This window comes from Sporosarcina cyprini (assembly GCF_022048975.1).
Classification (GTDB): Bacteria; Bacillota; Bacilli; order Bacillales_A; family Planococcaceae; genus Sporosarcina; species Sporosarcina cyprini.
The window spans coordinates 45759-68405 of sequence record NZ_JAKMHX010000010.1 but is presented as its reverse complement, the minus strand read 5'-3'; the positions used below and the strand labels follow the sequence as shown (position 1 = coordinate 68405).

At 45.2% G+C, this 22647-nt stretch carries 25 protein-coding genes; 20 read left to right on the top strand and 5 right to left on the bottom strand.

Features of this window, described 5'->3' with window-relative positions:
• Nucleotides 1–40: 40 nt before the first annotated feature.
• A complete protein-coding gene (locus tag L7D49_RS01250; RefSeq protein WP_238078954.1) occupies nucleotides 41–1774 on the top strand; it encodes a methyl-accepting chemotaxis protein in 1734 nt (577 codons plus the stop codon).
• Nucleotides 1775–1836: 62 nt separating this feature from the next.
• Entirely contained in the window at nucleotides 1837–3045 is a 1209-nt protein-coding gene (locus tag L7D49_RS01245) for an MFS transporter (protein ID WP_336246355.1), read from the top strand.
• Between the two features lie 15 nt (nucleotides 3046–3060).
• On the opposite strand, the gene L7D49_RS01240 is transcribed toward L7D49_RS01245, so the two are convergent.
• Entirely contained in the window at nucleotides 3061–4707 is a 1647-nt protein-coding gene (locus L7D49_RS01240) for an SLC13 family permease (protein WP_238078952.1), read from the bottom strand.
• A 1358-nt stretch (nucleotides 4708–6065) separates the two neighbouring features.
• Nucleotides 6066–6263, bottom strand: a complete 198-nt coding sequence (locus L7D49_RS01235; RefSeq protein WP_238078951.1) for a hypothetical protein — start codon at nucleotides 6261–6263, stop codon at nucleotides 6066–6068.
• A 140-nt stretch (nucleotides 6264–6403) separates the two neighbouring features.
• Here L7D49_RS01235 and L7D49_RS01230 point away from each other — a divergent pair, with 140 nt between their 5' ends.
• The 6 genes from L7D49_RS01230 to L7D49_RS01205 all read left to right on the top strand — a co-directional run bounded on the left by L7D49_RS01230 (nucleotide 6404) and on the right by L7D49_RS01205 (nucleotide 11235).
• Complete coding sequence (locus L7D49_RS01230) at nucleotides 6404–6733, top strand: L,D-transpeptidase (protein WP_238079092.1); 330 nt, start codon at nucleotides 6404–6406, stop codon at nucleotides 6731–6733.
• 81 nt (nucleotides 6734–6814) lie between these two features.
• Nucleotides 6815–7234: a metallothiol transferase FosB gene (gene fosB, locus L7D49_RS01225; RefSeq protein WP_238078950.1), complete on the top strand. Its 420-nt coding sequence runs from the start codon at nucleotides 6815–6817 to the stop codon at nucleotides 7232–7234.
• Between the two features lie 70 nt (nucleotides 7235–7304).
• Nucleotides 7305–7880, top strand: coding sequence for a nucleotidyltransferase domain-containing protein (locus L7D49_RS01220; protein ID WP_238078949.1), 576 nt, complete (start codon nucleotides 7305–7307; stop codon nucleotides 7878–7880).
• Nucleotides 7877–8386, top strand: coding sequence for a P-loop NTPase family protein (locus L7D49_RS01215; protein ID WP_238078948.1), 510 nt, complete (start codon nucleotides 7877–7879; stop codon nucleotides 8384–8386). Before L7D49_RS01220 ends, L7D49_RS01215 begins: the two co-directional genes overlap by 4 nt.
• 23 nt (nucleotides 8387–8409) lie before the next feature.
• Nucleotides 8410–8949 (top strand): DUF3267 domain-containing protein, encoded by a 540-nt coding sequence (locus L7D49_RS01210; protein WP_238078946.1) that lies wholly within the window; start codon nucleotides 8410–8412, stop codon nucleotides 8947–8949.
• Between the two features lie 1254 nt (nucleotides 8950–10203).
• The gene (locus tag L7D49_RS01205; protein WP_238078945.1) at nucleotides 10204–11235 is read left to right on the top strand and encodes a CotH kinase family protein; all 1032 of its coding nucleotides are present in this window, start codon (nucleotides 10204–10206) and stop codon (nucleotides 11233–11235) included.
• A gap of 185 nt (nucleotides 11236–11420) precedes the next feature.
• Here L7D49_RS01205 and L7D49_RS01200 read toward each other — a convergent pair whose 3' ends face one another.
• Nucleotides 11421–11726: a winged helix-turn-helix transcriptional regulator gene (locus L7D49_RS01200; RefSeq protein ID WP_238078944.1), complete on the bottom strand. Its 306-nt coding sequence runs from the start codon at nucleotides 11724–11726 to the stop codon at nucleotides 11421–11423.
• Nucleotides 11727–11827: 101 nt separating this feature from the next.
• Here L7D49_RS01200 and L7D49_RS01195 point away from each other — a divergent pair, with 101 nt between their 5' ends.
• The 9 genes from L7D49_RS01195 to L7D49_RS01155 all read left to right on the top strand — a co-directional run bounded on the left by L7D49_RS01195 (nucleotide 11828) and on the right by L7D49_RS01155 (nucleotide 19380).
• The gene (locus tag L7D49_RS01195) at nucleotides 11828–12670 is read left to right on the top strand and encodes a VOC family protein (protein ID WP_238078943.1); all 843 of its coding nucleotides are present in this window, start codon (nucleotides 11828–11830) and stop codon (nucleotides 12668–12670) included.
• Nucleotides 12671–12825: 155 nt separating this feature from the next.
• Nucleotides 12826–13617, top strand: coding sequence for a polyphosphate polymerase domain-containing protein (locus tag L7D49_RS01190; RefSeq protein ID WP_238078942.1), 792 nt, complete (start codon nucleotides 12826–12828; stop codon nucleotides 13615–13617).
• Nucleotides 13586–14257: a DUF4956 domain-containing protein gene (locus L7D49_RS01185; RefSeq protein WP_238078941.1), complete on the top strand. Its 672-nt coding sequence runs from the start codon at nucleotides 13586–13588 to the stop codon at nucleotides 14255–14257. The genes L7D49_RS01190 and L7D49_RS01185 overlap by 32 nt, the downstream gene beginning before the upstream one ends.
• A gap of 133 nt (nucleotides 14258–14390) precedes the next feature.
• The gene (locus tag L7D49_RS01180; RefSeq protein ID WP_238078940.1) at nucleotides 14391–14957 is read left to right on the top strand and encodes a sigma-70 family RNA polymerase sigma factor; all 567 of its coding nucleotides are present in this window, start codon (nucleotides 14391–14393) and stop codon (nucleotides 14955–14957) included.
• Entirely contained in the window at nucleotides 14954–16060 is a 1107-nt protein-coding gene (locus L7D49_RS01175) for a DUF4179 domain-containing protein (RefSeq protein ID WP_238078939.1), read from the top strand. The genes L7D49_RS01180 and L7D49_RS01175 overlap by 4 nt, the downstream gene beginning before the upstream one ends.
• Before the next feature lie 138 nt (nucleotides 16061–16198).
• A complete protein-coding gene (locus L7D49_RS01170; protein WP_238078938.1) occupies nucleotides 16199–17278 on the top strand; it encodes an AI-2E family transporter in 1080 nt (359 codons plus the stop codon).
• Nucleotides 17279–17588: 310 nt separating this feature from the next.
• The gene (locus tag L7D49_RS01165; RefSeq protein WP_238078937.1) at nucleotides 17589–18359 is read left to right on the top strand and encodes a DUF4184 family protein; all 771 of its coding nucleotides are present in this window, start codon (nucleotides 17589–17591) and stop codon (nucleotides 18357–18359) included.
• 79 nt (nucleotides 18360–18438) lie between these two features.
• Nucleotides 18439–18843, top strand: coding sequence for a hypothetical protein (locus tag L7D49_RS01160; protein ID WP_238078936.1), 405 nt, complete (start codon nucleotides 18439–18441; stop codon nucleotides 18841–18843).
• Between the two features lie 39 nt (nucleotides 18844–18882).
• Nucleotides 18883–19380 carry a DUF4871 domain-containing protein gene (locus tag L7D49_RS01155; RefSeq protein ID WP_238078935.1) on the top strand — a complete coding sequence of 166 codons (498 nt, stop codon included), beginning with the start codon at nucleotides 18883–18885 and terminating at the stop codon, nucleotides 19378–19380.
• A 25-nt stretch (nucleotides 19381–19405) separates the two neighbouring features.
• Here the strand turns inward: L7D49_RS01155 and L7D49_RS01150 are convergent, their stop codons facing one another.
• Entirely contained in the window at nucleotides 19406–19732 is a 327-nt protein-coding gene (locus L7D49_RS01150) for a CHY zinc finger protein (RefSeq protein WP_238078934.1), read from the bottom strand.
• Between the two features lie 73 nt (nucleotides 19733–19805).
• On the opposite strand from L7D49_RS01150, the gene L7D49_RS01145 reads away from it, so the two are divergent.
• A complete protein-coding gene (locus tag L7D49_RS01145) occupies nucleotides 19806–20081 on the top strand; it encodes a hypothetical protein (RefSeq protein ID WP_238079091.1) in 276 nt (91 codons plus the stop codon).
• Nucleotides 20082–20122: 41 nt separating this feature from the next.
• On the opposite strand, the gene L7D49_RS01140 is transcribed toward L7D49_RS01145, so the two are convergent.
• Nucleotides 20123–20824: a hypothetical protein gene (locus tag L7D49_RS01140; protein WP_238078933.1), complete on the bottom strand. Its 702-nt coding sequence runs from the start codon at nucleotides 20822–20824 to the stop codon at nucleotides 20123–20125.
• A 95-nt stretch (nucleotides 20825–20919) separates the two neighbouring features.
• Here L7D49_RS01140 and L7D49_RS01135 point away from each other — a divergent pair, with 95 nt between their 5' ends.
• On the top strand, nucleotides 20920–22191 hold the full coding sequence (locus L7D49_RS01135) for an acetyl-CoA hydrolase/transferase family protein (RefSeq protein WP_238078932.1): 1272 nt from the start codon (nucleotides 20920–20922) through the stop codon (nucleotides 22189–22191).
• Between the two features lie 103 nt (nucleotides 22192–22294).
• Nucleotides 22295–22645, top strand: coding sequence for a rhodanese-like domain-containing protein (locus L7D49_RS01130; RefSeq protein ID WP_238078931.1), 351 nt, complete (start codon nucleotides 22295–22297; stop codon nucleotides 22643–22645).
• Nucleotides 22646–22647: the final 2 nt, after the last annotated feature.

Here is a 22647-nt window from a genome sequence, read left to right as displayed (position 1 = left end):
TGTAAATTACCTCCGATATAAATAGTCAGGAGGGATTATAATGAAAGCTTCAATTCGAATAAAACTAATAGTCATTACGTTGGCTCTTTTGATCTTACCGAGTGTGACAATAGGCATATCAGGATACTGGACGGCCAAAACCAACTTGGATGATCTAGGATCCACGGGACTTAAAAATAATGTCATGTCGGCTCTGGATTTGATTGCCATGCTGAATGAACAAGTAGAAAACGGTTCCATGACACTTGAGGAAGCGCAAAACAAGGCGAAAGAGACATTGATTGGTCCTCTTCAGGCTGATGGCACGCGCGCGATTGAGAATAAGGTGGATATGGGTAAGTATGGGTACTACTTCGTTTTAGATAAGGAAGGAAACGCACTTGTCCACCCGACGATGGAAGGGAAAAACTTATATGATTCCCAATCGAACGACGGGCGTTATACAACGCGTGAAATGCTGAAAGCCGCAGAGGATGGAGGCGGTTTTGTCACATTCGATTTCAAAGTGCCCGGTGAAGAAAGGGTAGCACCGAAAATCGTTTATACCGAAACGGATCCTGCATGGGGATGGATTGTCATTTCCGGTACATACTTGAGTGACTTCAACAACGGGGCGAATGATTTGCTGATTACGCTGGCCATTGTACTGGCCGTTTCGATCATTTTGGGAGCCGTTCTTATTATTTGGTTCTCCGGCCATTTATCGAAGCCAATTCGGATGGTGACGGAGCAGGTTGGCAAGGTAGCGGATGGCGACTTGTCGTCTGAGCAAATGGTGATTAAAAATAAAGATGAAATTGGTGAACTGGCTCGCTATGTGAATCGGATGTCAGGAAATCTGAAGCAGATGATCGAACAAGTATCAACGGCATCCATGCAAGTGGCGGCAACATCAGAGGAACTATCCGCCAGCAGTGAGCAGACAAGCCGCTCTGTCGAACAGGTGTCGGGAGCCATTCAGGATTTGGCCTACGGCACGGATGCCCAGATGGAAAAAATGGAACAATCCAACGAGGCCATCCATCAAATGACCGACGAAATGAAAAAGCTGTCGGATGCCATGGGTCAAGCGAATGAAACGTCCAAGAAGACAGCGGATATAGCGGGTAATGGCGGGGAAGTCATCTCCCGAACCATTAACCATATGCAGACCATTCAGCAGGAAACTGCATCCACTGCTGATTTGATTAACGAGCTTGGCAATAAATCCTTGGAAATTACAAAGATTCTCTCCATGATTACCGATGTTGCCGAACAGACAAACTTACTCGCTCTGAATGCAGCGATCGAAGCGGCACGGGCAGGAGAACACGGCAGAGGCTTTGCAGTTGTGGCGGATGAAGTGAAAAAATTGGCGGAGCAGTCCGCAAATTCAGCGAGCCAAGTCGGCCATCTCATTGAAGCGATTCAACAGGACATCGACCAATCTGTCATCGCGATTAACCGAGGCCATTCGTCTGTCAATGAAGGAATTGACTTGGTCAACGGAGCGGGAGATGCTTTCCGCAACATTTCCACAGGTGTGGAAGAGGTGCTTATGCAAATGGAGGACGTATCCAAGTCATTGCATGCGAATGTCCAAGAATTTGAGCATGTGTCAATTTCAATAAAGGAAGCTTCTAAGATTTCAGTCGACTCGGCGGCCCACACACAAAATATTGCCGCCGCGGCAGAAGAGCAGACAGCTTCCATGGAGGAAATCGCAGCTGCTTCGGATACACTGGCGAGGATGGCAGAAGAACTCCAAGAATCAGTACGTGCGTTTCGGTTATAAACAAAAATAGACATCATCCTCTCATCACCTATTATAATAGGTGCATGAGGGGGTGTTTTTTTATGGAAAAACTGAAAGGGTATACGGCACGCGATGCTGCGTTTTGGAGAATCATATTGGGCACTGGAATGTCTTCTGTCTTCATCTTCGCGGCGATGTATGCCATGCAACCTCTTCTCCCCGTTTTTACAGAGGAATTTTCTATTTCCGTTTCCTATGCAAGTATGGCGATGTCCGCCACGACAATCGGTTTAATTCTCGGCCTGGTCGTATTAGGTTTCATGTCAGACCGGAGGGGCCGGAGTATGTTTGTTAAGTTATCCTTATTATGTTCCGTTCTGCCGTTTTTGATTATCCCATCGGTAGACGCATTCTGGCTGATCGTCTTGTTGCGGTTTATCCAAGGGTTCGCATTGGCAGGCGTACCGGCAGCGGCTCTCGCTTACATTAGCGAAGAGGTGGACAGGCGATATGCCAATTTGGCGACCGCTTTATATATATCTTGTAACAGCCTCGGCGGAATGATTGGCCGCTTCCTTACGGGCTATATGGCGGAACAGGTTTCCTGGCAGTTTTCTTTATATATTTTGGCCGCTTTCGGAGCAGTGCTTTTTGGCTTCATCTGTTTCTTGTTGCCGAAATCGAAAAACTTTACATCGAGTACCGTCCGTTTTGCCGAAGACTTGGAAGGATTCTTCTTTCATTTGAAAAATCCTTCGTTGCTTCTTGTTTTCGGATTAGGCGTGGTGTTGCAATTATCGTTTACCGGTATATGGACGTATGTGCCGTTTCATTTATTGGTGCCCCCGTTTTCACTGTCTCTTGAAACGATTTCTTATTTGTATCTGGTCTATAGTTTCGGAGTGGTGGGCGGTCCGATCGGCGGCTGGCTTTCTGGAAGGTTCGGTTTGCGGAGTGTCCGCCTAGTCGCGATTCTCTTATTTTCGATTGGGATTTTGTTGACGCTGGCATCGGCCATTTGGCTGCTAGTCGTCGGTTTCTGTCTCATCTGTCTCGGGTTTTTCACGGCCCATTCCTTGACGGCCGCCTCGGTCAGCAAGGAAGCAACCCATCATAAAGGCAGTGCTTCGAGTCTGTACTTAGTCTCTTATTATATTGGCGTGACACTCGGAAGCACTTTGCTCAGTCCGTGGTGGGGCGCGTTTGGCTGGAGTGGCCTCGTCGTCCTGACCGCGATGTTGCCCGTACTCTATGTAGTTTTTGTTCAAAGCCGCCAAGGCAAACAGAAAAAAGGAAGCGCAGTCCAATGACCGCACTTCCTTCTATTATTTGAATGAATCCGGAATGGACGTCAGGTCAATTCCCCAGACGAGCGGCAACAGAACATAAATGGCGACCGTCACGAGAATGACGCCGATGATATTGAGCGCAAATCCTGCCTTCGCCATATCCGGAATCCGTAAATAGCCCGAGCCGAAAACAACAGCGTTCGGCGGTGTGGCAACCGGAAGCATGAAGGCGCAAGAGGCGGCAACACCTGCGGCAATCATTAATGCGTAAGGATGGAACCCGAGAGCGACTGCAAGCGAAGCCATGATCGGATACATCATGGAGGCGGTCGCGGTATTTGACGTAATCTCCGTCAAGAAAATAACAAGCGTTGTAACAATAATAATGACAACGAGTATATTAACACCTTGCAACCCGGACAACTGCGAACCGATCCATACAGACAGTTCGGAACTGACGAAGCCCGCCGCAATGGCCAGCCCACCTCCGAATAGAAGGAGGATCCCCCACGGTAATTTCACAGCCGTATTCCAGTCCAGCAGGTGATCCCCTTTTTTCTTGACGGAGGGGATGATGAATAAGAGGATGGCAAAGGTCATAGCGATGACGCCGTCTGAAACGCCAGGAATTACTTTTGCAATCAGGAAGGTCCGAGTGATCCATGACAAAGCCGCTAAAACAAAAATAATAAAGACCAGAATTTCCTCGACGGAAGCGCTTCCAAGTTTGCTTCTTTCTGAATTGATGACAGCCCTGCCTCCAGGCAATGTCTTCAGTTTGGAAGGATACGCAAATTTGACGAGATAAAACCAGGCAATGAAAATGAAAGTCCAAGCCAGGGGAACGCCGAACAACATCCATTTCGCGAATGAGAGCTCAATGCCGTACATTTTATCAATCGCCCCTGCAAGCAACGTATTCGGCGGTGTTCCAATTAAAGTGGCGATACCGCCAAGCGAAGCGGAATAGGCAATGCCGAGCATAAGCGCCTTCCCGAACCCGAAATTTTCCTTCGATGTATCAATGGAAGGGTCATCCTTCAACGCATCAGAAACTTGATAAATAATCGCCAGCCCTATCGGCACCATCATCATGGCGGTCGCCGTATTGGAGATCCACATGGATAAAAAGCCCGTCGCCACCATGAACCCGAGTACGATCCGGTCCATATTTGTACCGATTAGAGAAATGATCGTCAAGGCAATCCGGCGATGCAAATTCCATTTCTCCATCGCCAATGCAATCATGAAACCGCCCATGAAAAGGAAGATGGTTTCATCCCCATATGCTGAAGCAGTCGACTTCACTTCCAGCCCGCCTGATAAAGGAAAGAGCACAAGCGGCAATAAAGAAGTAACCGGAATCGGAATCGCTTCCGTAATCCACCATGTCGCAATCCAAAGGGTACTCGCTAAAATAGCGACGCCTTCTGGAGAAAGGTCGGCCGGATGGAAAAAGAGAAGCGTCAGGAAAAATAAAAGCGGTCCTAAAATAAGTCCAATCAACTGAGCGGGTGAATAACTCCGAGGCTCACGTCCTCCACCCTCATTATTAACTCCGATCGGCTGTCCACCGCCGCCACCCGAAGCCATTTCCGAGCTGTTCGGATGAAAGAAGAATCGGAAAAGATCTTTCACCTGATCGTGCATATCCCACATGCGCTGCCAAGCAGTCGAAAACATCATGTTCTCCTCCTTCAAAAAGTAATGGCTCCTTTCCAAATAAATGGAGCCTTGATGATTTCTATGAGTATACTAATAAACGAATAATTAGACAAGTTAGATAGGGGAATCTGTGGAAAATTGTCGTTTCATATAGAGTGCTCGATACATTATGATTTGAACTCGTTAGGTTGTTTCGACTAGAGGTGACTGACAGAAGGAGAGTAGGGATTTCGCGTGTGGCGAGGTGCTTTTGGAGCCAGTCCTGCAGTATTTGGACACTTATTGAGATTATTTGTGGGTTCGAAGAGATTTAATGGCGTTAAGATCGTTATATTGGCGTTCGTTTGGATAATCTGGCGTTCAGATCGTTATACTGGCGTTCGATCGGATAATCTGGCGTTCAAATGATTATACTGGCGTTCGTTTGGATAATCTGGCGTTCAGATCGATATACTGGCGTTCGTTCGGATAATCTGGCGTTCAGATCGATATATTGGCGTTCGTAGAGATTTAATGGCGTTCAGATCGTTATATTGGCGTTCGTAGAGATTTAATGGCGTTCAGATCGTTATATTGGCGTTCGTACGGATTTAATGGCGTTCAGATCGTTATATTGGCGTTCGTACGGATTTAATGGCGTTCAGATCGTTATATTGGCGTTCGTAGAGATTTAATGGCGTTCAGATCGATATACTGGCGTTCGTTCGGATAATCTGGCGTTCAGATCGATATACTGGCGTTCGTTTCGGATAATCTGGCGTTCAGATCGTTATACTGGCGTTCGTTCGGATAATCTGGCGTTCAAATGATTATACTGGCGTTCGTTTGGATAATCTGGCGTTCAGATCGATATACTGTCGTTCGTTCGGATAATCTGGCGTTCAGGTCGTTATTCTGTCGTTCGTTCGAATAATCTGGCGTTCAAATTGTTATTCTGTCGTTCGTTCGGATAATCTGGCGTTCAGAACGTTATACTGGCGTTCCTCCTGGTCAGGGGTTCAAACTTCTGGCAAACAGGCTACTAGCGCTCATCCGTAATTATTTGGCGTAAATCAGTAATAATTTGGCACTTCACGCATGGAATTTGGCGTATTATCGATTTATTTGGCGCGTCTCGCATACGATTTGGCGCAAAACAGGAGTAATTTGGCGCTTCACGCATGGGATTTGGCATATTATCGATTTATTTGGCGCGCCATGCACATAATTTGGCACGCGGCAGGCAACAACTGGGACGGAAGTAACGTGATTGCCAGTCCGGTCTTTTGCCAGATTGAAGTCTTTAATTATTCCATACTATGTCCGGAAGCAACAGAGCATACATAAAAATAAAAAAGGGTCAGTCTCTAGGACCAACCCTGTATCACTTACCGCGGTCAGCCAAGCAGATTGCCGAGCAATCCTTTGCGGCGACCGGTATTTTGTGTTTTTGTTGCTGTGCTCGATTTCTCACCTCGCATTGGCGTGGAACCGAATGAATCAAATTGGTTTGAAAGTTTTTCCCGGGCTTCTTTGTTTCGCATGAGATATGCAGCCCCTAGTCCGAGTGCAGCGAGTGCCATTTTCTTTTTCATGAAAAGCTCCTCCTTCTCGAAATGAATTTCGTGATACTTGTTTTCCCGCTTTACGCACAGCTAAACTAGTAAACCCTCTCGCGCTTCCGATCCACGTTCATATACTAGTAGAACAATCGTGGAATGGAGGGGTGACATTGATGTGGATCGAAATTTCTGTAGCGAATCGGCAACTGCGGTTATACAATGATCAGCTCGTGAAAACGTATCCGGTGGCTGTCGGGAAAATGGTGACAGCTACGCCGACAGGGACATACAGGATCATTAACAAACAACCGAATCCCGGGGGGCCGTTTGGAGCATTTTGGATGGGATTGTCGAAGCCGCATTACGGAATTCATGGAACGAATAATCCCGATTCAATCGGCAAGTTTGTATCGCATGGCTGCATCCGGATGTATAACAAAGATGTCCTTGAACTGGCATCGAAAGTGCCGATAGGAACAGTCGTCATCATTCGGGCCAACTGAACATTCCATTTGAAAAAAGGGTTTTGATTGCCATCCATCGAATAGCATTGGTAGAGAAGCAATAAAGAAAGGAAGAAGCGAATGATACAAGGAGTAAATCACTTCCTCTTTTCCGTCTCGAACTTGGAACGAGCGATCGCATTCTATGAAAAAGTATTCCGTGGAAGACTGCTCGTGAAAGGGAAGACCACTGCTTATTTGGATGTAAACGGAATGTGGTTCGCATTGAATGTAGAAACAGATATTCCACGGAATGAAATCAGGCAATCATATACGCATATCGCTTTTACAGTAGCTGAAGAAGAAATGGAAGCATTGAAAATCCGGCTGCAAACACTAAACGTACACATCCATCCGGGCAGAGAACGGGATACACGAGATCGGCGTTCGATCTATTTCGAAGACCCCGATGGCCATCAATTCGAATTCCACTGCGGTACGTTGGAAGACCGGATCGCCTATTATAAAGAGGCCAAACCGCATATGACGTTTTTTGAATAACTATAATTCATACAGTGATCAGGGGTGACAGGTGTCACTCCTTTTTGGCTGGAGGAAAGGAGGATCATACATGCAACCGTATGAAAAAACGAAAGAATGGTTTACGGAATACGACCGGCCGTGGGGAATTGCGGGAGGGTGGGCAATTGACCTGTTTATCGGTAGGAACACAAGAGAGCATTCGGATCTCGAAGTCGCTGTACTGCGTTCAGATCAACATTATCTGAAGACGGTCTTTGCCGATTGGTCGTTCCGAAAAGTGGTAAAGGGAGAGTTTCATGAATGGAATGAAGAGCACCTCGAGCTTCCCGTCCATGAAGTACATGCGATCCAACATCAAACCGGAGATCCATTGGAAGTGCTTCTAAATGAAGTGAGCGCTGCTAAATGGGTGTTCCGCAGAGATTCGACGATTACCTTTCCGGCGTCTTCCCTGTTTCTAAAGACGAAAGAAGGTCTGCCGTATTTACATCCGGCAATAGTGCTTCTCTATAAAGCAAAAGGGACAAGGCCAAAAGATACGATGGATTTTCAAAACGCCTACCCTTTACTGGAGGAGCAGGATAAACAGTGGCTGTACGCTGCTTTGCAAACCCATACGCCTGGCCATGAATGGATCTCCCGAATGGAAGGGGAATTAAAATGAAGCGCGTCATGGTGATTGGTGTGTCAGCGGGAGTCGGAAAATCTACTTTTGCCAGAAGGCTCGGCGAAAAGCTCGGGATCGAAGTGACGCATTTGGATCGCCTTTATTGGAAGCCAGGATGGAAGGAAGCTCCGGCTGCGGAGTTTTCACAAGCGCAAGAGCGGGTTGTCCAAAGGGAACGGTGGATCATGGAAGGAAACTACACATCTACATTTCCCATTCGCGAGCCGCATGCAGATACGGTCATCTATTTAGAACTTCCGCTATATATATGCCTGTATAGAGTCCTCAAGCGCCGTATTCAATTTCACGGCAAGACACGCGACGATTTGACGGAAGGCTGTCCAGAAAAAATTGACTGGCCTTTTCTCCGCTTTATCCTAACGACCTACAGAAGGCGGAAAAAGAAAATGAACGAGCGGCTGGCACGCTATGCAGCCGAGGGGAAAACAGTCTATTACCTGCATTCCTCCAAGCAAATCGAGGAATACTTGAAAAACGTGTAACTGCACAATAGAGAAAGGGGAAGATGGCTTTCATCATTTGGTTCCGCCACTTACCACACATACATATGAATCTGTCAGAATGGACTCCCTTCATTCAAAACGATTGGTATCGAAAACATTATATGAAGTTTGTCTATCTGCTTCAGGTCATCCTATTTCTGTTGCCGAATTTCTTTGGAGCACATTTTACTCATCAAAACATCTTTTTTCTCATAGCCATAAGCATCCTCGTCTTTATCATCCACGAATGTTTTCACATTTTTGTCGTGTACAAAGAAGGGGACATTAGCTTAACGTTCAGAGGCGTATTCTTTTGGCTGCATACCAATGCCGTTCTATCCAAGCCGAGATTTTGGCTATTTATGACCTTGCCTTTTATTGGATTGACGATCGTGCCTGCCGTGTTGTCGTTCTATATATCGGGGAATCTGAAATCTATCCTATTATTTGTTAGCTGGATCAACGCTATCATTTCCGCTGCTGATATTTATAATTCCGTTTTGATTGCAATAAAACCGAAGAACTCCATTTTTTGCAGAGGGTATTTCCAAGTAAAATCGTAAATGAAAAAGACCGATGGCATAATCGGTCTTTTTCTAATAACTCAACTGACTGCCCCTGTAGCGTGTAAAGATAAAACTGCAAATCATACCCCAGAGGATAGAAAAAGCAAATTTAATCACAAAATTATCGAGGAGTATCGTAACCACATACCCTTTGACTTTCTGTAAAAACGTAACTTCTGGAGCCCAGCAAATGATTATGCCTAACATCGATGGAAGGCTGAGCGATACATAAGCGAGAATTAAACCAATAAAGAATGGCTTGATATTCAATTTACTCACTCCATATAGTTGCATTCTTCGTATTCATTCGTCCCTATAACTTACATATTATTATATACTATATTTTCCATATTGTCTTTGGATTGATTAAACACAAAAAAACCGGAAAGGACAATATTTCACTTATTTGTCCAATATCCCGGTATGAAGGTCTAAGCAACTTAGTATTGCTGTTTAAAACTATATAATGATTAAAACCATCGATTGCGACAAGTGGCTCGGTTTCTGCAATTAGGTCGTATGTTGAACTTCTCATTACTTCTGCTTGTAAGTTGATGATTACTAGAGGTTACACGCCTTCTTGATGTAACTCTAACTCTTCTCCTTTGTCCACAACATCCTGCTCGTGAAGTGACATTCATCCTGCCCGTACGGTGACGGTTCTGTGAAGTGACATTCATCCTGCTCGTGCGGTGACGGTCCCGTGAAGTCACACGCATCCTGCTTGTGCGGCGGCGGTTCCGAGAAGTGACGCGCATTCTGCTAGTGTGGCGACGGTTCCGAGAAGTCACCCGCATTCTGCTTGTACGCCGTTGATTCCGGGACGTAGCTCTTACTCTCTGCCCGCAGCATCCGAATCGTGATGTGCGTCCAACTCTGCTTGTTCTGCGATTTTTTCGAGACGTGCGACGTCGTCTGCTTGTACGGTGCCGGTTACTCGTAGGATCCTGAAACATAAAGTTATTCAATCCCAGTTGTTTCGCTCTTCCCATGGCTCTTCGAATTTCTTCTTCAAAAAAGAGTGACATATATCAACACCCCCTTCCCGCTTGGTAGAGCTGAAACACGTAAGAATCATGGCTTCTCAACGAATTCCGCCCTCCTATCTACAATACGCTCGTTTTTTTGAGGGAACAGAGTGAAGTGCACACCTTATCATCAATTCAGCATAGAAATGAGATAACGAGCAAAGGAGTGGTGTAGATCGAGAAGTTACGGGAATATCAGCTGTTTATTCACCCTATAGACATTATGGAATTGAGGAGAGAAATTTGGTTAGATGATTCTGTCCCTGCCAAACTTACGATCAATGGAAAAAAATATGAAGTGGATATTGCGTATCGCGGCTCCCACATCCGTGATTTTCCTAAGAAATCTTATCAAGTATCCTTCTATAACCCTTCAAAGTTTCGAAACGCAAAAGTCATCCATTTGAATGCGGAATTTAAGGATCCTTCGTTGTTAAGAAATAAACTATCTTTTGACTTCTTTCATGACATCGACTGCTTGGCGCCTCAAGCTCGGTTTATTTCCTTGAAACTAAATGGGAAAAACGCAGGTGTCTATTTGGAATTGGAATCAGTAGACGAAAACTTTCTCGCTAATCGAAAGTTGCCGGAAGGGCCAATATTTTATGCGGTGGATGGGGATGCGAATTTTTCGTTAATGAGCGATTTGGATAAACAAGTAAAGAAATCGCTGTTAAAAGGATATGAACAAATACACGGGACAAAGGAAGATGAGGATTGTTTACGAGAAACGATTATTAATATCAATACAATATCCCGGGATGAGTTTGAAGAGACTATCATTAAGTATGTAAATATAGATGCTTATTTACGCTGGCTTGCGGGTGTTGTATGTACACAAAACTTTGATGGTTTCGTTCATAATTATGCGCTGTATCAACGGAGACAGACGGGTCAATTTGAAATCATTCCTTGGGATTACGATGCAACGTGGGGAAGGGATGTGAATGGGGAAGAGATGGCAAGTGATTATTTACGTATTGAAGGGTTTAATACATTGACAGCTCGCATCCTCGATTGTAAAACTTTTCGTGCCCAATATAAGGACTTAATGGAGAATATCTTACGGAATCAATTTACAATAGATTATTTAAAACCTAAAATACAAACGATGCATGAGCAGATTCGGCCGTATGTTCAGCTCGACCCCTATAAAAAAGGAGGTTTGAATCGCTTTGATCAAGAGCCGGACTATATTCTAAATTTTATCGAAGCTCGATCCGCATATATTCGAAAGGAACTACAATTTCTTTAATTGTTTTACGCTTACGAGACTTCACTAGTGGAGTCTTTTTATTTCATTAATGAGCAGACTAAGAGCAGCTTCAATTTGCAATCAAAATGTTAACTAAGTGGGCAAGTACCCGAAACAAACCATCTGGTCCATTTCCGGGTACTTGAAATTAGTTAGCAATGCGTGCTGTTTTATATAAAGCTCATTTAAATCCACTGCTGCGACCATTCTTCAATCGCCTTCATAATCGGCGTCAAAGCCATCCCTTTTTCCGTTAATGAATATTCGATCCGTACCGGAGTCTCTGGATAAACCGAACGGATGACAAACCCTTGCTGCTCCAATTCTTTTAATCGCTCGGTTAATGTTTTGCCGTTTACGCCGAGTTTTTCGGTCATCGTACAGAAACGCTGGGGCCCGGACATCAGCTGGTATAAGATCAAGGCTGTCCACCGTTGGCTTAACACCCCGACTGCTTTTTCAAATCGGGGGCATAATTCAAATTCATTCATGGGTCTGTTCCTTTCCAAGAGATCTTATGTTGTTGACAATCATAAGTATATCATATAAAGTTAGTTACATAAAGTAAGTAACTTACCTGGAGGAATTAACAATGAACTTTCATACATCCCCATTCACATATACAGGCGAAGTGCATTTATACGTAACGGATTTGGAACGCCCTCTCAAATTTTATACGGAGGTCATTGGGTTCAGCATTCTGGAACAGGGGCCATCGCGTATTGTCCTGACGGCAGATGGAACGACGCCGCTGTTGATCATTGAGCAGCCTGAAGGTGTAACGCCGAGGGAATCCCGCAAATCGGGCTTGTATCATTTCGCACTCCTGCTCCCGACGCGTGCAGATCTTGGCAAAGTACTGATTCATTTATCTAACTGTGGCATCCCGCTTGGGGCATCAGACCATAAAGTGAGTGAAGCCCTTTATTTATCCGACCCGGACGGCAATGGCATAGAAATCTATAGTGACCGGGATCCGGCTGAATGGGATTGGAGCAACGGAATCGTCTCCATGACGACAGATCCACTCGACGCTCAAAGCATTGTGGCGGAAGTGGACGGTCCTTGGGAAGGGCTTCCTGCCGGAACGGTCATGGGGCATATTCACCTGCATGTTGCGGACGTAGAGGAGGCGGAAGCGTTCTATCGGGCGCTCGGCTTTGTGACTGTCAGCCATTACCCGAATGCCGTGTTCATGTCGACGGGCAATTACCATCATCATATTGCTCTAAATACATGGAACGGTAAAGGGGCGCCGCAGCCTTCAAAAAATAGTGCGGGTTTGCATTCTTTTGCGCTCATCTATCCGGACGACCAAACTTTGAAAGACGCGGTGAATCAAGTCCGCGGGTTGAATAGGAGAGTAGAGCAGGTGGACGATTATTATGTGATAGTGGATCCATCTGGAAACGGTCTGGTTCTTCGAGTGAAATAAAGAAAGGAAAAGGCGATTGCTCTCAGGCAATCGTTTTTTCTTGTTCGCAGCCTTTCTCACCAATCTCTAATCTAGTTCACAGCAAGATCCAATTTGAAAGGTTTAGGATTAAAGCACTTAGTAAAGAGAGGTTGTTGACAGAAGGAGGAGGTTCCATGGCAATCGAGATTTTCTGCCGCAAGGAACAGAAGTATTTGATTACCCGCAAGCAGTATGAGCAGCTTATTGAGGAGATGGGTCCTCGTATGCGGAACGATAAGAATGGAACGGACGGGCGATATACGGTGACGAGCTTGTATTTCGACAACCGGGATCATTCCATTTATTACGAGACGAAGAACAAGCTGAAATATAGGCAGAAGCTTCGGCTGCGGGTGTATGACGACGCGACGCTGTCGAGCACGGCGTTTTTTGAAGTGAAACAAAAGCACAACAAGGTTGTGAATAAAAGGCGCTTGCTCATGCCGCTTCAGGAAGCGTACCGATATTTGGGCGAGACGGATCCGAATCCGGCGGATTTTCAAACGACGAATGGCCAGGTGCTGAAGGAAATCGATTATTTCCGGCGTTTCTATCACTTAGAGCCTGACATGGTCGTCAGTTACGATCGGCATGCGCTGCATGGCGTGGACAACGCAGATTTGAGGATGACATTCGATTTTAATTTGCGTTGCCGGAAAGAGGATTTAGCACTGGAACATGGACCGTACGGCGATCATTTTATTGATCCGGATCTTGTGGTGCTTGAAGTGAAGGTGGAGCATAGTGTGCCGCTTTGGTTGGCGCGTATTTTGCAGAGATTGGAGTGTGAGCAGCGGAGCGCTTCGAAATTTTGCACGAGCACTGAGTTGCTTCACGATGATGTAACGGTTCCACAAACGACAAAAGAACAGACATTTATAGGAGGAATGGAAGATGCATCAGATCAACAACTTGTTTTCATTTAACGGAGTGGCGGGCGAGCATTCCATCTGGATGAGCCTCGTCGCCATGGTATTGGCTACGATTCTCAGCTTGGTCATTACAAAGGTATATAAGGTAACATTTAACGGAGAACGCTATTCCCAGTCGTTCGTCCATACGATTGTCATGATGAGCGTTGTCGTCTCAGTCGTCATGAACGTTGTCAGTAATAATGCAGGGGTTGCCTTCGGGTTGTTCGCCATCTTTTCCTTGATTCGTTTCCGTAGTGCTGTCACGAATGCCAAAGACATCGCGTACATATTTTTTGGTCTATGCGTCGGCATGACAGCGGGTCTCTACCAATTTGAACTGGCAATTGTCCTTACTTTCTTCGCCAGCCTCGTCTTTTACTTGCTGTTCAAGTTTGACTATGGAAAAGGGAAGGACACGCAAATCTTGAAAGTGACGGTTCCGGAGAATCTGAATCACGAGGACCTGTTTGAGGATATTTTGAACGACATGACAGAGTTCCATCAGCTTCGCCAAGTGGAAACGACGAATCTTGGCACGATGATCCTTTATACATTTTCCATTCGCAGCAAGGTGGATACGCGAGATCAAGTGCTGCTCGATGCGATTCGCGAGCGGAATGCTAATTTGAAAGTGTCATTATCGTATCTATAAGTACTAGGGCCCCCGACTTTTCATAAGTCGGGGTATTTTTATTTTGCCCTAAAATCAAAATGCGCGCGAGAAAAAATTTTCTGGTACGTTGTATAGAGTGTAAAAGCTTTTACGACGTTGAAGGAGATTGCATATGAAATCGACAAATGACAATTTTATTAGGCGGCTGAAAAAAGGGAAAGAGGATGCGCTGGAATTTGTCATTGATCAGTATTTGCCATTGGTAAAAGGGGTTGCACATAAGGTGCTTGGCCCTGTGGGGAACCAGGGCATGATCGATGAATGCGTGAATGATATTTTTCTTTCTGTCTGGCATAACGCAAAAAAGTTTGAAGGGGACGGGATTGATTTCAGGAAATGGATTTGCGCAGTCGCAAAGTTCAGGGCGATTGACTATTATCGGAAAGCAACGAACCAAAAGGAAATTTCTTCGGATCAGATGGAGATGAACGCAGAGCGGTCTGTTGAGGAGCAACTGATGGACAAGGAAGACGAGAAGGATTTGATCCGGCTCATCAATCAGCTCGAGCCGATCGACCGACAGATTTTCATTATGAAGTTCTTTTTAGGATACAAGACAGATGCGATTTCCGAAAAGCTTGGGTTAAGCAGGACCGCCATCGACAACCGGGTATACCGCGGCAAAAAGAAGCTATCGGAAAAAGCGATGAAATTGAATCCAGGAGGTCATGCACTGTGAAAGATAAATCGATTTATGAGTTGATAAATGAACTCGATTTGGATGATACCGAATTTGAAGAGGTGGAAGTTACGGAATTCGACAGGGCGAAAGTAAAAAAAGAGGTGAATCGATTGATTGGAAAAAGGAAGAGGAAAAGCTGGAAGATGAAAGCGGCGGCAGCGGTTGCGGTATGCGGGCTTTCCGTTGCGACGCTGGGCTTGGCATTTCCGGCCTATGCAGGGAATATACCGGTTATCGGCGATATTTTCAGGTTTTTGGACAACGGGAAAACCGGTTTATATGATGACTATCAAGCCTATTCCAGTGCGATCAACATGACGAGGGAAAGCAATGGCGTAAAGATCACATTGAATGATGCAATTTACGATGGGAAAACGGTCTCGTTAACATACACGATTGAATCGGAAAAAGACTTAGGGGACGATCCGTGGATTAATGACTTTCTGGATATAAAGGGATCCGAAGGGATGGCGGGTTCCAATCACCTGGCGAAAGTGGGAGATCGCCAGTATGTCGGTTTAATAACGGGCAGCAACCTCGGAACGAAGGAACTTGATACCGTCAAGGTGAAATGGAAAGTGGACGGAATTACAACGGAACAGTCGGATGAGAAAATAAAAGGGCATTGGAATTTTGCACTCAATCTTCAGGCATCAGACAACAATGTGCAGGTAGTAAATCAAAGCGTACAGCAGGATGGTGTCGAGGTGGAAATTGAGAAGATCACTGTGACACCAATGTCCTTCATCGTCTACTATGATCAATTAGTATCGAAAGAAGTTAGTGAAAAATGGCATGGCATCGATGCTGAAATTGAAATCAAGGATGATTTGGGCAATGTGTATCCAGGCGACGGAAATGGCGGCTCTGGAGATGGAGAAGGCAATATGAGCTGGAGTAAAACATTCAAAAAATTAGATCCGAAGGCAACGAAGCTATACATCACACCAACCGTCAGTCTATGGGAATACACGCCTGAAAATCATGGTGGCGTTGAAATTACAGAACACGGAGAAAAGGCCATCAGTATTCCGACGAAGGAAGGAAAAGGCCGGGAAGAGTTCACGCTTGAAGAGATTGTCGTGGAACTAAACAGGTAATATAGTAAACGGGAGCAGAGCGATCTCAAGGAGATGCTTTGTTCCCGTTTTTGATGGGAAATGAAACTTCTTTTCGACAGTAGCCGTATTAAACCGTATACTTAAACAAAAGACGTAGACGGTAAAGGAAGTGAGACATTGACGAAAAAATTATGGTTCCAAGTAGGCGTCGGCACGCTGCTCGCCATACTGATCATCAAATACTTCATGGAAATCAGCTTTATCTTTGCACCGATCGTCATTATTATTAAAGCGATCATCCTGCCCCTGCTGCTCGGCGGCGTCCTCTATTACATGACGGAACCGATTCAGCGCAAGCTGGAGGAACGAAAGGTGCCCCGGTGGGGAAGTATCCTTATTATCATTGTCGGATTGGTATTGATACTTTGGGCATTCGTCTCCATTGTCGGGCCGGTTGTGACGAAACAGGTGAATACGCTGGTTGAAAATGCTCCGGCACTAACGAAAGAAATCAATGAGATTGGGGAAACGATTTGGGATCAACGAGATGAATTACCGCCTCAATTGCAAACATCGATTGAAAGTGCAGTCAATTCCTTGCAATTAATTGCTGTGAAGTTCGGAAAATGGATTGTCCAATTCCTGCAGTCCTTCTTCCAAGCGGTCTTCCTGTTAATCCTAGTACCATTCTTCTTCATTTTCATGCTGAAGGACCATGAGAAATTTGCGCCGCGGATTTACAATTTGTTCTCCGGTGAGCGCCGTGAGTGGATTAAAAAGACATTGAGCGATATTGACAACGTATTACGTTCATATATCCAAGGCCAATTCTTAATCAGCGCTATCTTGGCGACGCTTATCTTTATTGGCTATAAGCTGATTGGATTGGAGTATGCACTCTTGCTGGCCATGTTTGCGCTCTTCATGAATTTGATTCCATTTATTGGCCCATGGATTGCCGTCGCACCGGCTCTTGTGATCGGCTACTTAGATGATCCTAAAATGGTGATCTGGGTGGGGCTCGTTACACTCATCGCCCAGCAGATCGACAGCAATCTTATCACGCCGAATGTCATGGGTAAAACACTCGACATCCATCCGCTCACTGTTATCACTATCATCTTGGCGGCTGGAAACATCGCAGGTTTTGTCGGCATTATCGTTGCCATTCCGGTTTACGCCGTCATCAAAGTCATCGTACTGAACATCTACGAACGGCGGAAGGAAATCCGGCGGGCTGCTACGAAAAATGTTTAGACAAGAGTTGTGTGGGGACTTCCATCCATTGGAACGGATACTGTCTCGAAAATAGAACGATCTTTGCAAACATAGCTAAATATTAATTACATGTAAGAGCCGTCATAACATCAGTATTGCTGATTTTATGGCGGCTTGTTTTTGTACGTAGGTAAGAGAGAGATTGGCTACTCGTTGAGAGCTGCTGTAAATGCTATGTTTTCAACGAGTATTCACTACTACTAGTGATCAGCAGAGAAGCATCGAAGGATTATGCTACAATAAAAGTAAGAAATTGTTTCTTATTATGAACAATCAGGAGTGAAAATAAATGCCGCTGACCTTCGCTCATCCTGCAGTCATCTTGCCTTTTTCGAGAAAGAGTCAATACGTGAATTTCTTAGCGATGGTTTTGGGGAGTATGTCGCCGGATTTTGAGTATTTTTTGCGTGGCAGGCCGTATGGTGAGATTGGCCATACTTTATGGGGATTTCTAGTTTTTAATCTTCCTATTGTGATAATCGTTTATTTGATTTACCAGGCATGTATACATGAAACATTATTTAGACATCTGCCATCCGCTTTGCAAGACACCTATTCTCCGAAAACTAGTTCGACCCGTTTCTTAAAGATGTGCGTCTTTTTCTATTCAGCCTTATTTGGAATGCTCACTCATGGGGTGTGGGATTCTTTCACTCATGCAGGTGGCTTTATGGTGAGGAACTTTTCCATACTCACGTATCAGGTTCCTGTTTTTGATTTTGCGATTCCGGTTTTTAAGTTCCTTCAGCATGGGGGCACTCTAGTTGGCATCCTTGCGATTATCAGCTATATGTACCTTCGGACAGCGAAGTATGGGAGGGACGATGACTGTGATGCAGAACCAAAGCAAAAATGGCTTTATTGGGGCCAAATAGCTTTGGCAACAACACTTTTGTTTGGTTTCTGGTATCTCATTGATTCTGTTTCAATTAAGTCCTTTGGCATTATTGTTGTACGAATCATCGATTCTGCTTTGATCAGCTTGTTACTTGTCTCCATAAGTGTTCAACGCTTTTATGAGCGGAAGCAAAACCGGCACTCTTTCCAAGCACGTGCCTAGTTAAAAAGGTTTTCAAGAGAGAGTGGCGAATAAGTGAAATATAAGAGGCTTGTATCGGCAAAATAAAGGGGAATGGGAAATGGATCAATTACAAAAACGATTGATTGAATTTACGAAAATGCATGATGACTTCATTGTTTCTTGGAATTACGCAATGAAAACGGGTGACACCTCCCAGCTTGATAGAATGACCGATGATTATTATGTGGCTTTCTTTCAACCCGGCACGAGTCAACCAATGATATTTTCTAAACAACAGTCCATTGATGGCATGAAGCAGTCCGTTAGCCACTTTATCGGCGCGGCAAAGAAGTTTGAAAACCGGGTCATCCGACTGAGGGATGCTGAGCATACCGTCGTCTTCTATGAACTGCTACTTGTTAAAGATGAAGAAGTCGCAGCGAGGCTTTTTACCATAGAAAATTGGGAGCTTATTAACGAAAGATGGATGATAACAAGGGAAACAGAAGAACTGATTCATTGACTTGAAAATAGAGGTTCAAATGAAACGGAGGTATTTAGTATGAATAATAAAACCACTCTTCTATTGATTTCTCTTCTCCTTGCCTCTATCATAGCCGGCTGCACGAAATCATCTGGTGAAACCAAAGGTGATGGGGTGACCGAAGAGGCAGAGAAAAGTGAAGATGCTTGGGAAGAGAGTGCTTTGTTTACGAGCGATAATTATACCCTGATCGGTGAAGAAGGACGCATAGGTTTCATATATGACGACTCTGAATTATTACGTTTTTATCCGGATAAAGTTCAAAAGTATATGTGGCATTTTTGGGGTGCGGATGATGAACTGGATGGAGATTTGAAAGTAATCGGTACGCATGAAAAGGATCAAGACGCCATCGTTGTATTGGAAACAGGTCTTGGTGGACCGAACAATGGAGCGGACCGGCATGCTCCATCGAATATGTCACTGCCGAAAAGTGGCATGTGGAAGTTGGATGCGTACATTGAAGAACAGCTATTTGGCACGGTATTTGTAAAAGTGCATGAGGAGGATCAGTGAATAAACTGCTGCTCCTCCGCGCGTTCTATTCAAAATACAGTTCCCAATGCAGTCCGCATCCCGGGTTGAACTTTGCTGCGCAGTTTGGACATACCGATTGACAGGATTTGTATTCATTCACTGTCAATTCATACCCGCAAGAACCGCAAAGAACAGCCTTCTTACTGAACTGGTCAGCTGGCCATACAGCCGGGTTGCCGCAACCTGATTCTTCATGGCAATCAAAACAAGGGTAATACGTGTCGCAGCAATAAAATTTTATGGCGATGATATCGAGCGGGGAATGATAATGGGAACAGCGTGTTTCCGCATCGATTACATTTCCTTTTACAACATGTCCGTGGCACATCATTTTATTTCCTCCTTCATGCATAAAGTCAGTCCACTCGGCTATCCTATGGATAAAAAAGGACTGATGACAATTGATGAACGAATATCCGATCATCCATACGAATATTTGGGATGCCATATGGGCAGTACCGGTTATATTACTCGTTGTACTGGCGGCCAAGTGGTTTTTTAAAGTGCCTTCTTCTTGGTTATCGACAGTTGCTACGGTGTCTGCTTTAATTTTGTCCATATTTGTGAGCCATCCCGGTAATCTCCCTGCAGGTATTTTTATGGGGCTCTTTTACAGCGCTGCTACTCTCGGCCTTCTTTATTCATTCAAACATAGTTATTTGGCGTTTCGGCAAACATAATCTAGGCGGAGGCTCTTCCTTAATAGGAAAGTCTCCGCTTTCTACTTCAAAGGACAAAAACCGCATTGTATAAGCCCGGGGACATCTTTGGAAAAGCAACAGGTCGTACGGACAGTTGTATTCAACAGGGCGGACGGCTCGCTGCCGTTTAAGTATTTCGCAAAGCGCGAGTAGGGTGCGATGCCTGCCCAGGTTTGATCGTCTTTTAAGATGTTTAAGTCATCGCGGGCCTCCGATGCTGTTGCAGGATGATTCAACATGACGTGGTATTGCCACAGAAGAAAACCGAAGATGTTCTCCCATAAGGTGAGTGGCGAAACGGCCGCGGCTTCACGGATTTGCTGAATTAAGGAGTTGGCTTGAATAAGAAGAGAACGGATGGCCTCTTCCCGGTGATCCACCAGCTTCCAATCTGCCTCATCTGTATATGTGCTGACCGTTCGGTTCCCGTATTCCACTTTTGCGCCAAATGTTAGACGGCGCGGCGTCCCTTGCCACATCTCCTCATACTTCGTCAGGTTTGTTAGCTGCATCGCCGCAAACATGCCATATCGTCGCATAAAGAAGGAGGCGGCGACCACGCTATTGGGACTTCCACTGATCACTTCTACAGTTTTCAAACAGTCCGCCGTTTTAGCTGCATCCATGATTTCCTCTAATGTAAATACAGGATGGTCTGGCTTCTCAGCATACACACTATATTGATTCAATTGGATGATTTGTTCCGTTGATAAATTTCTCATATGTCCATTATAGATTCCGAGGAACTTTACAACAAGTTGAGCGGGCGCTCAGGCTACGTTATACTAGGGGAAAAACAGGCCAGGAAGTGTACACGATGACCCGTATTTTACAGGATGAAGAATTTATTCGTTTAATTGAACCACATACCGACCTGATCTTGCCTTTAGCGAATGGCGAGCCGCATCGGCTTTTAGATATAGTGGAAGAGAATAACAAATCATTGGACCAGGTGAACGTGCATCAGATGCTCGCCTTGCAGGAGCGGGCGTACATCGATGGAGAAATGAAAGGGCATGTATCGCATATTTCCTATTTTCTTAGCGGTGCGACACGCAAAGCATTCAGGGAAGGGCATGTCGAGCTGATTCCAAACGTTTTTCAGGAAGTGTCCCGCTTGCTGGAGAAGACCGCCAAGCGTCCGATGGTGTTGGCGACCGCCTCCCCGATGGACCGGCATGGCTATTTCTCCCTCGGCACACAAGCGGATTACGTCGCTGATTTCATCGGGAAAGTGCCCTTCGTGCTGGAAGTGAATCAATACATGCCCCGCACATTCGGAGGAAACCAAATTCACGTCAGCCAAGTGGCAGGATATATCGAAAATAATCGGCCGTTAACGGAAGAGCGAATTCCTGTTGTTACGGATAAAGACGTCAAAATCGCCCAGTACATTACGGAAGATATAAAGGACGGCGACACCTTGCAGATAGGAATTGGCGCCATTCCGAACGCTGTTATGAAAATGCTGAAAGACCGCCGTCATCTCGGAATTCATACCGAAATGCTGACGGATGGCATTGTGGATCTCGTTGAGGCGGGTGCGGTGGATGGCATGCGGAAATCAACCCATCAAGGCAAAATTATTACGACGTTCGCCTTCGGGTCGCAGCGTCTCTATGATTTTCTGCATGACAATCCATCTGTGGAATTTTTACCGGTCCGTATTGTAAATGATCCATATGAAATTGCGAAAGAACCTCATATTGTTTCCATTAATGCCACAACGGAAGTGGATTTATATGGACAGTGCGCTTCGGAAACGGTCGGTGGCAGCTATTATTCATCGACAGGCGGACAAGCGGATTTTGCCCGAGGAGTTCGCTTGGCGAAGCATGGAAAAGGATATGTCTGCATGCATTCCACTGCGAAAGACGATACGATCTCACGAATTAAACTTCATTTGACACCGGGATCCGTCGTGACGACTTCTAAAAATGATGTCGATAATATCGTGACGGAATACGGAATCGCGCGCCTTCACGGCAAATCATTGTCGCAACGGGCAAAAGCATTAATTCAAATTGCGCATCCTTCCTTCCGGGAAGAACTCACATTTGAAGCAAAACAATTCGGCATCCTGTATTGAGAGAAGCAATCGCGCCTCTCTCTTTTATATTGTTTTCTTAATACCCCTTATGGTATATTAATACCTACAGGGGTAATAAATACGAAAACAAAGGATGATATAGATGGGATGGATACTATTTTTCATAGTTGTTGCTTTCCTCGTATGGCGAATGATGCCTGCCAAAGGAGTGCGCTCGATCTCCACAGAAGAGCTGAAAGGGATGCTCCAGGACAAAACGAAACAATTTGTGGATGTCCGGACGCCTGGAGAATACAAGGCCCGGCATATTAAGGAGTTCAAGAACATTCCTCTTCAAGGGTTACATGCGAAAATGGATCAATTGGATAAAACGAAAGAAGTCGTCGTCATTTGCCAAAGCGGCATGCGCAGTTCAAAGGCGGCAGCCTTGCTGAAGAAAGCGGGTTTTGCCAACGTAGTGAATGTCAGAGGCGGAATGAGTGCCTGGCGCTGAGC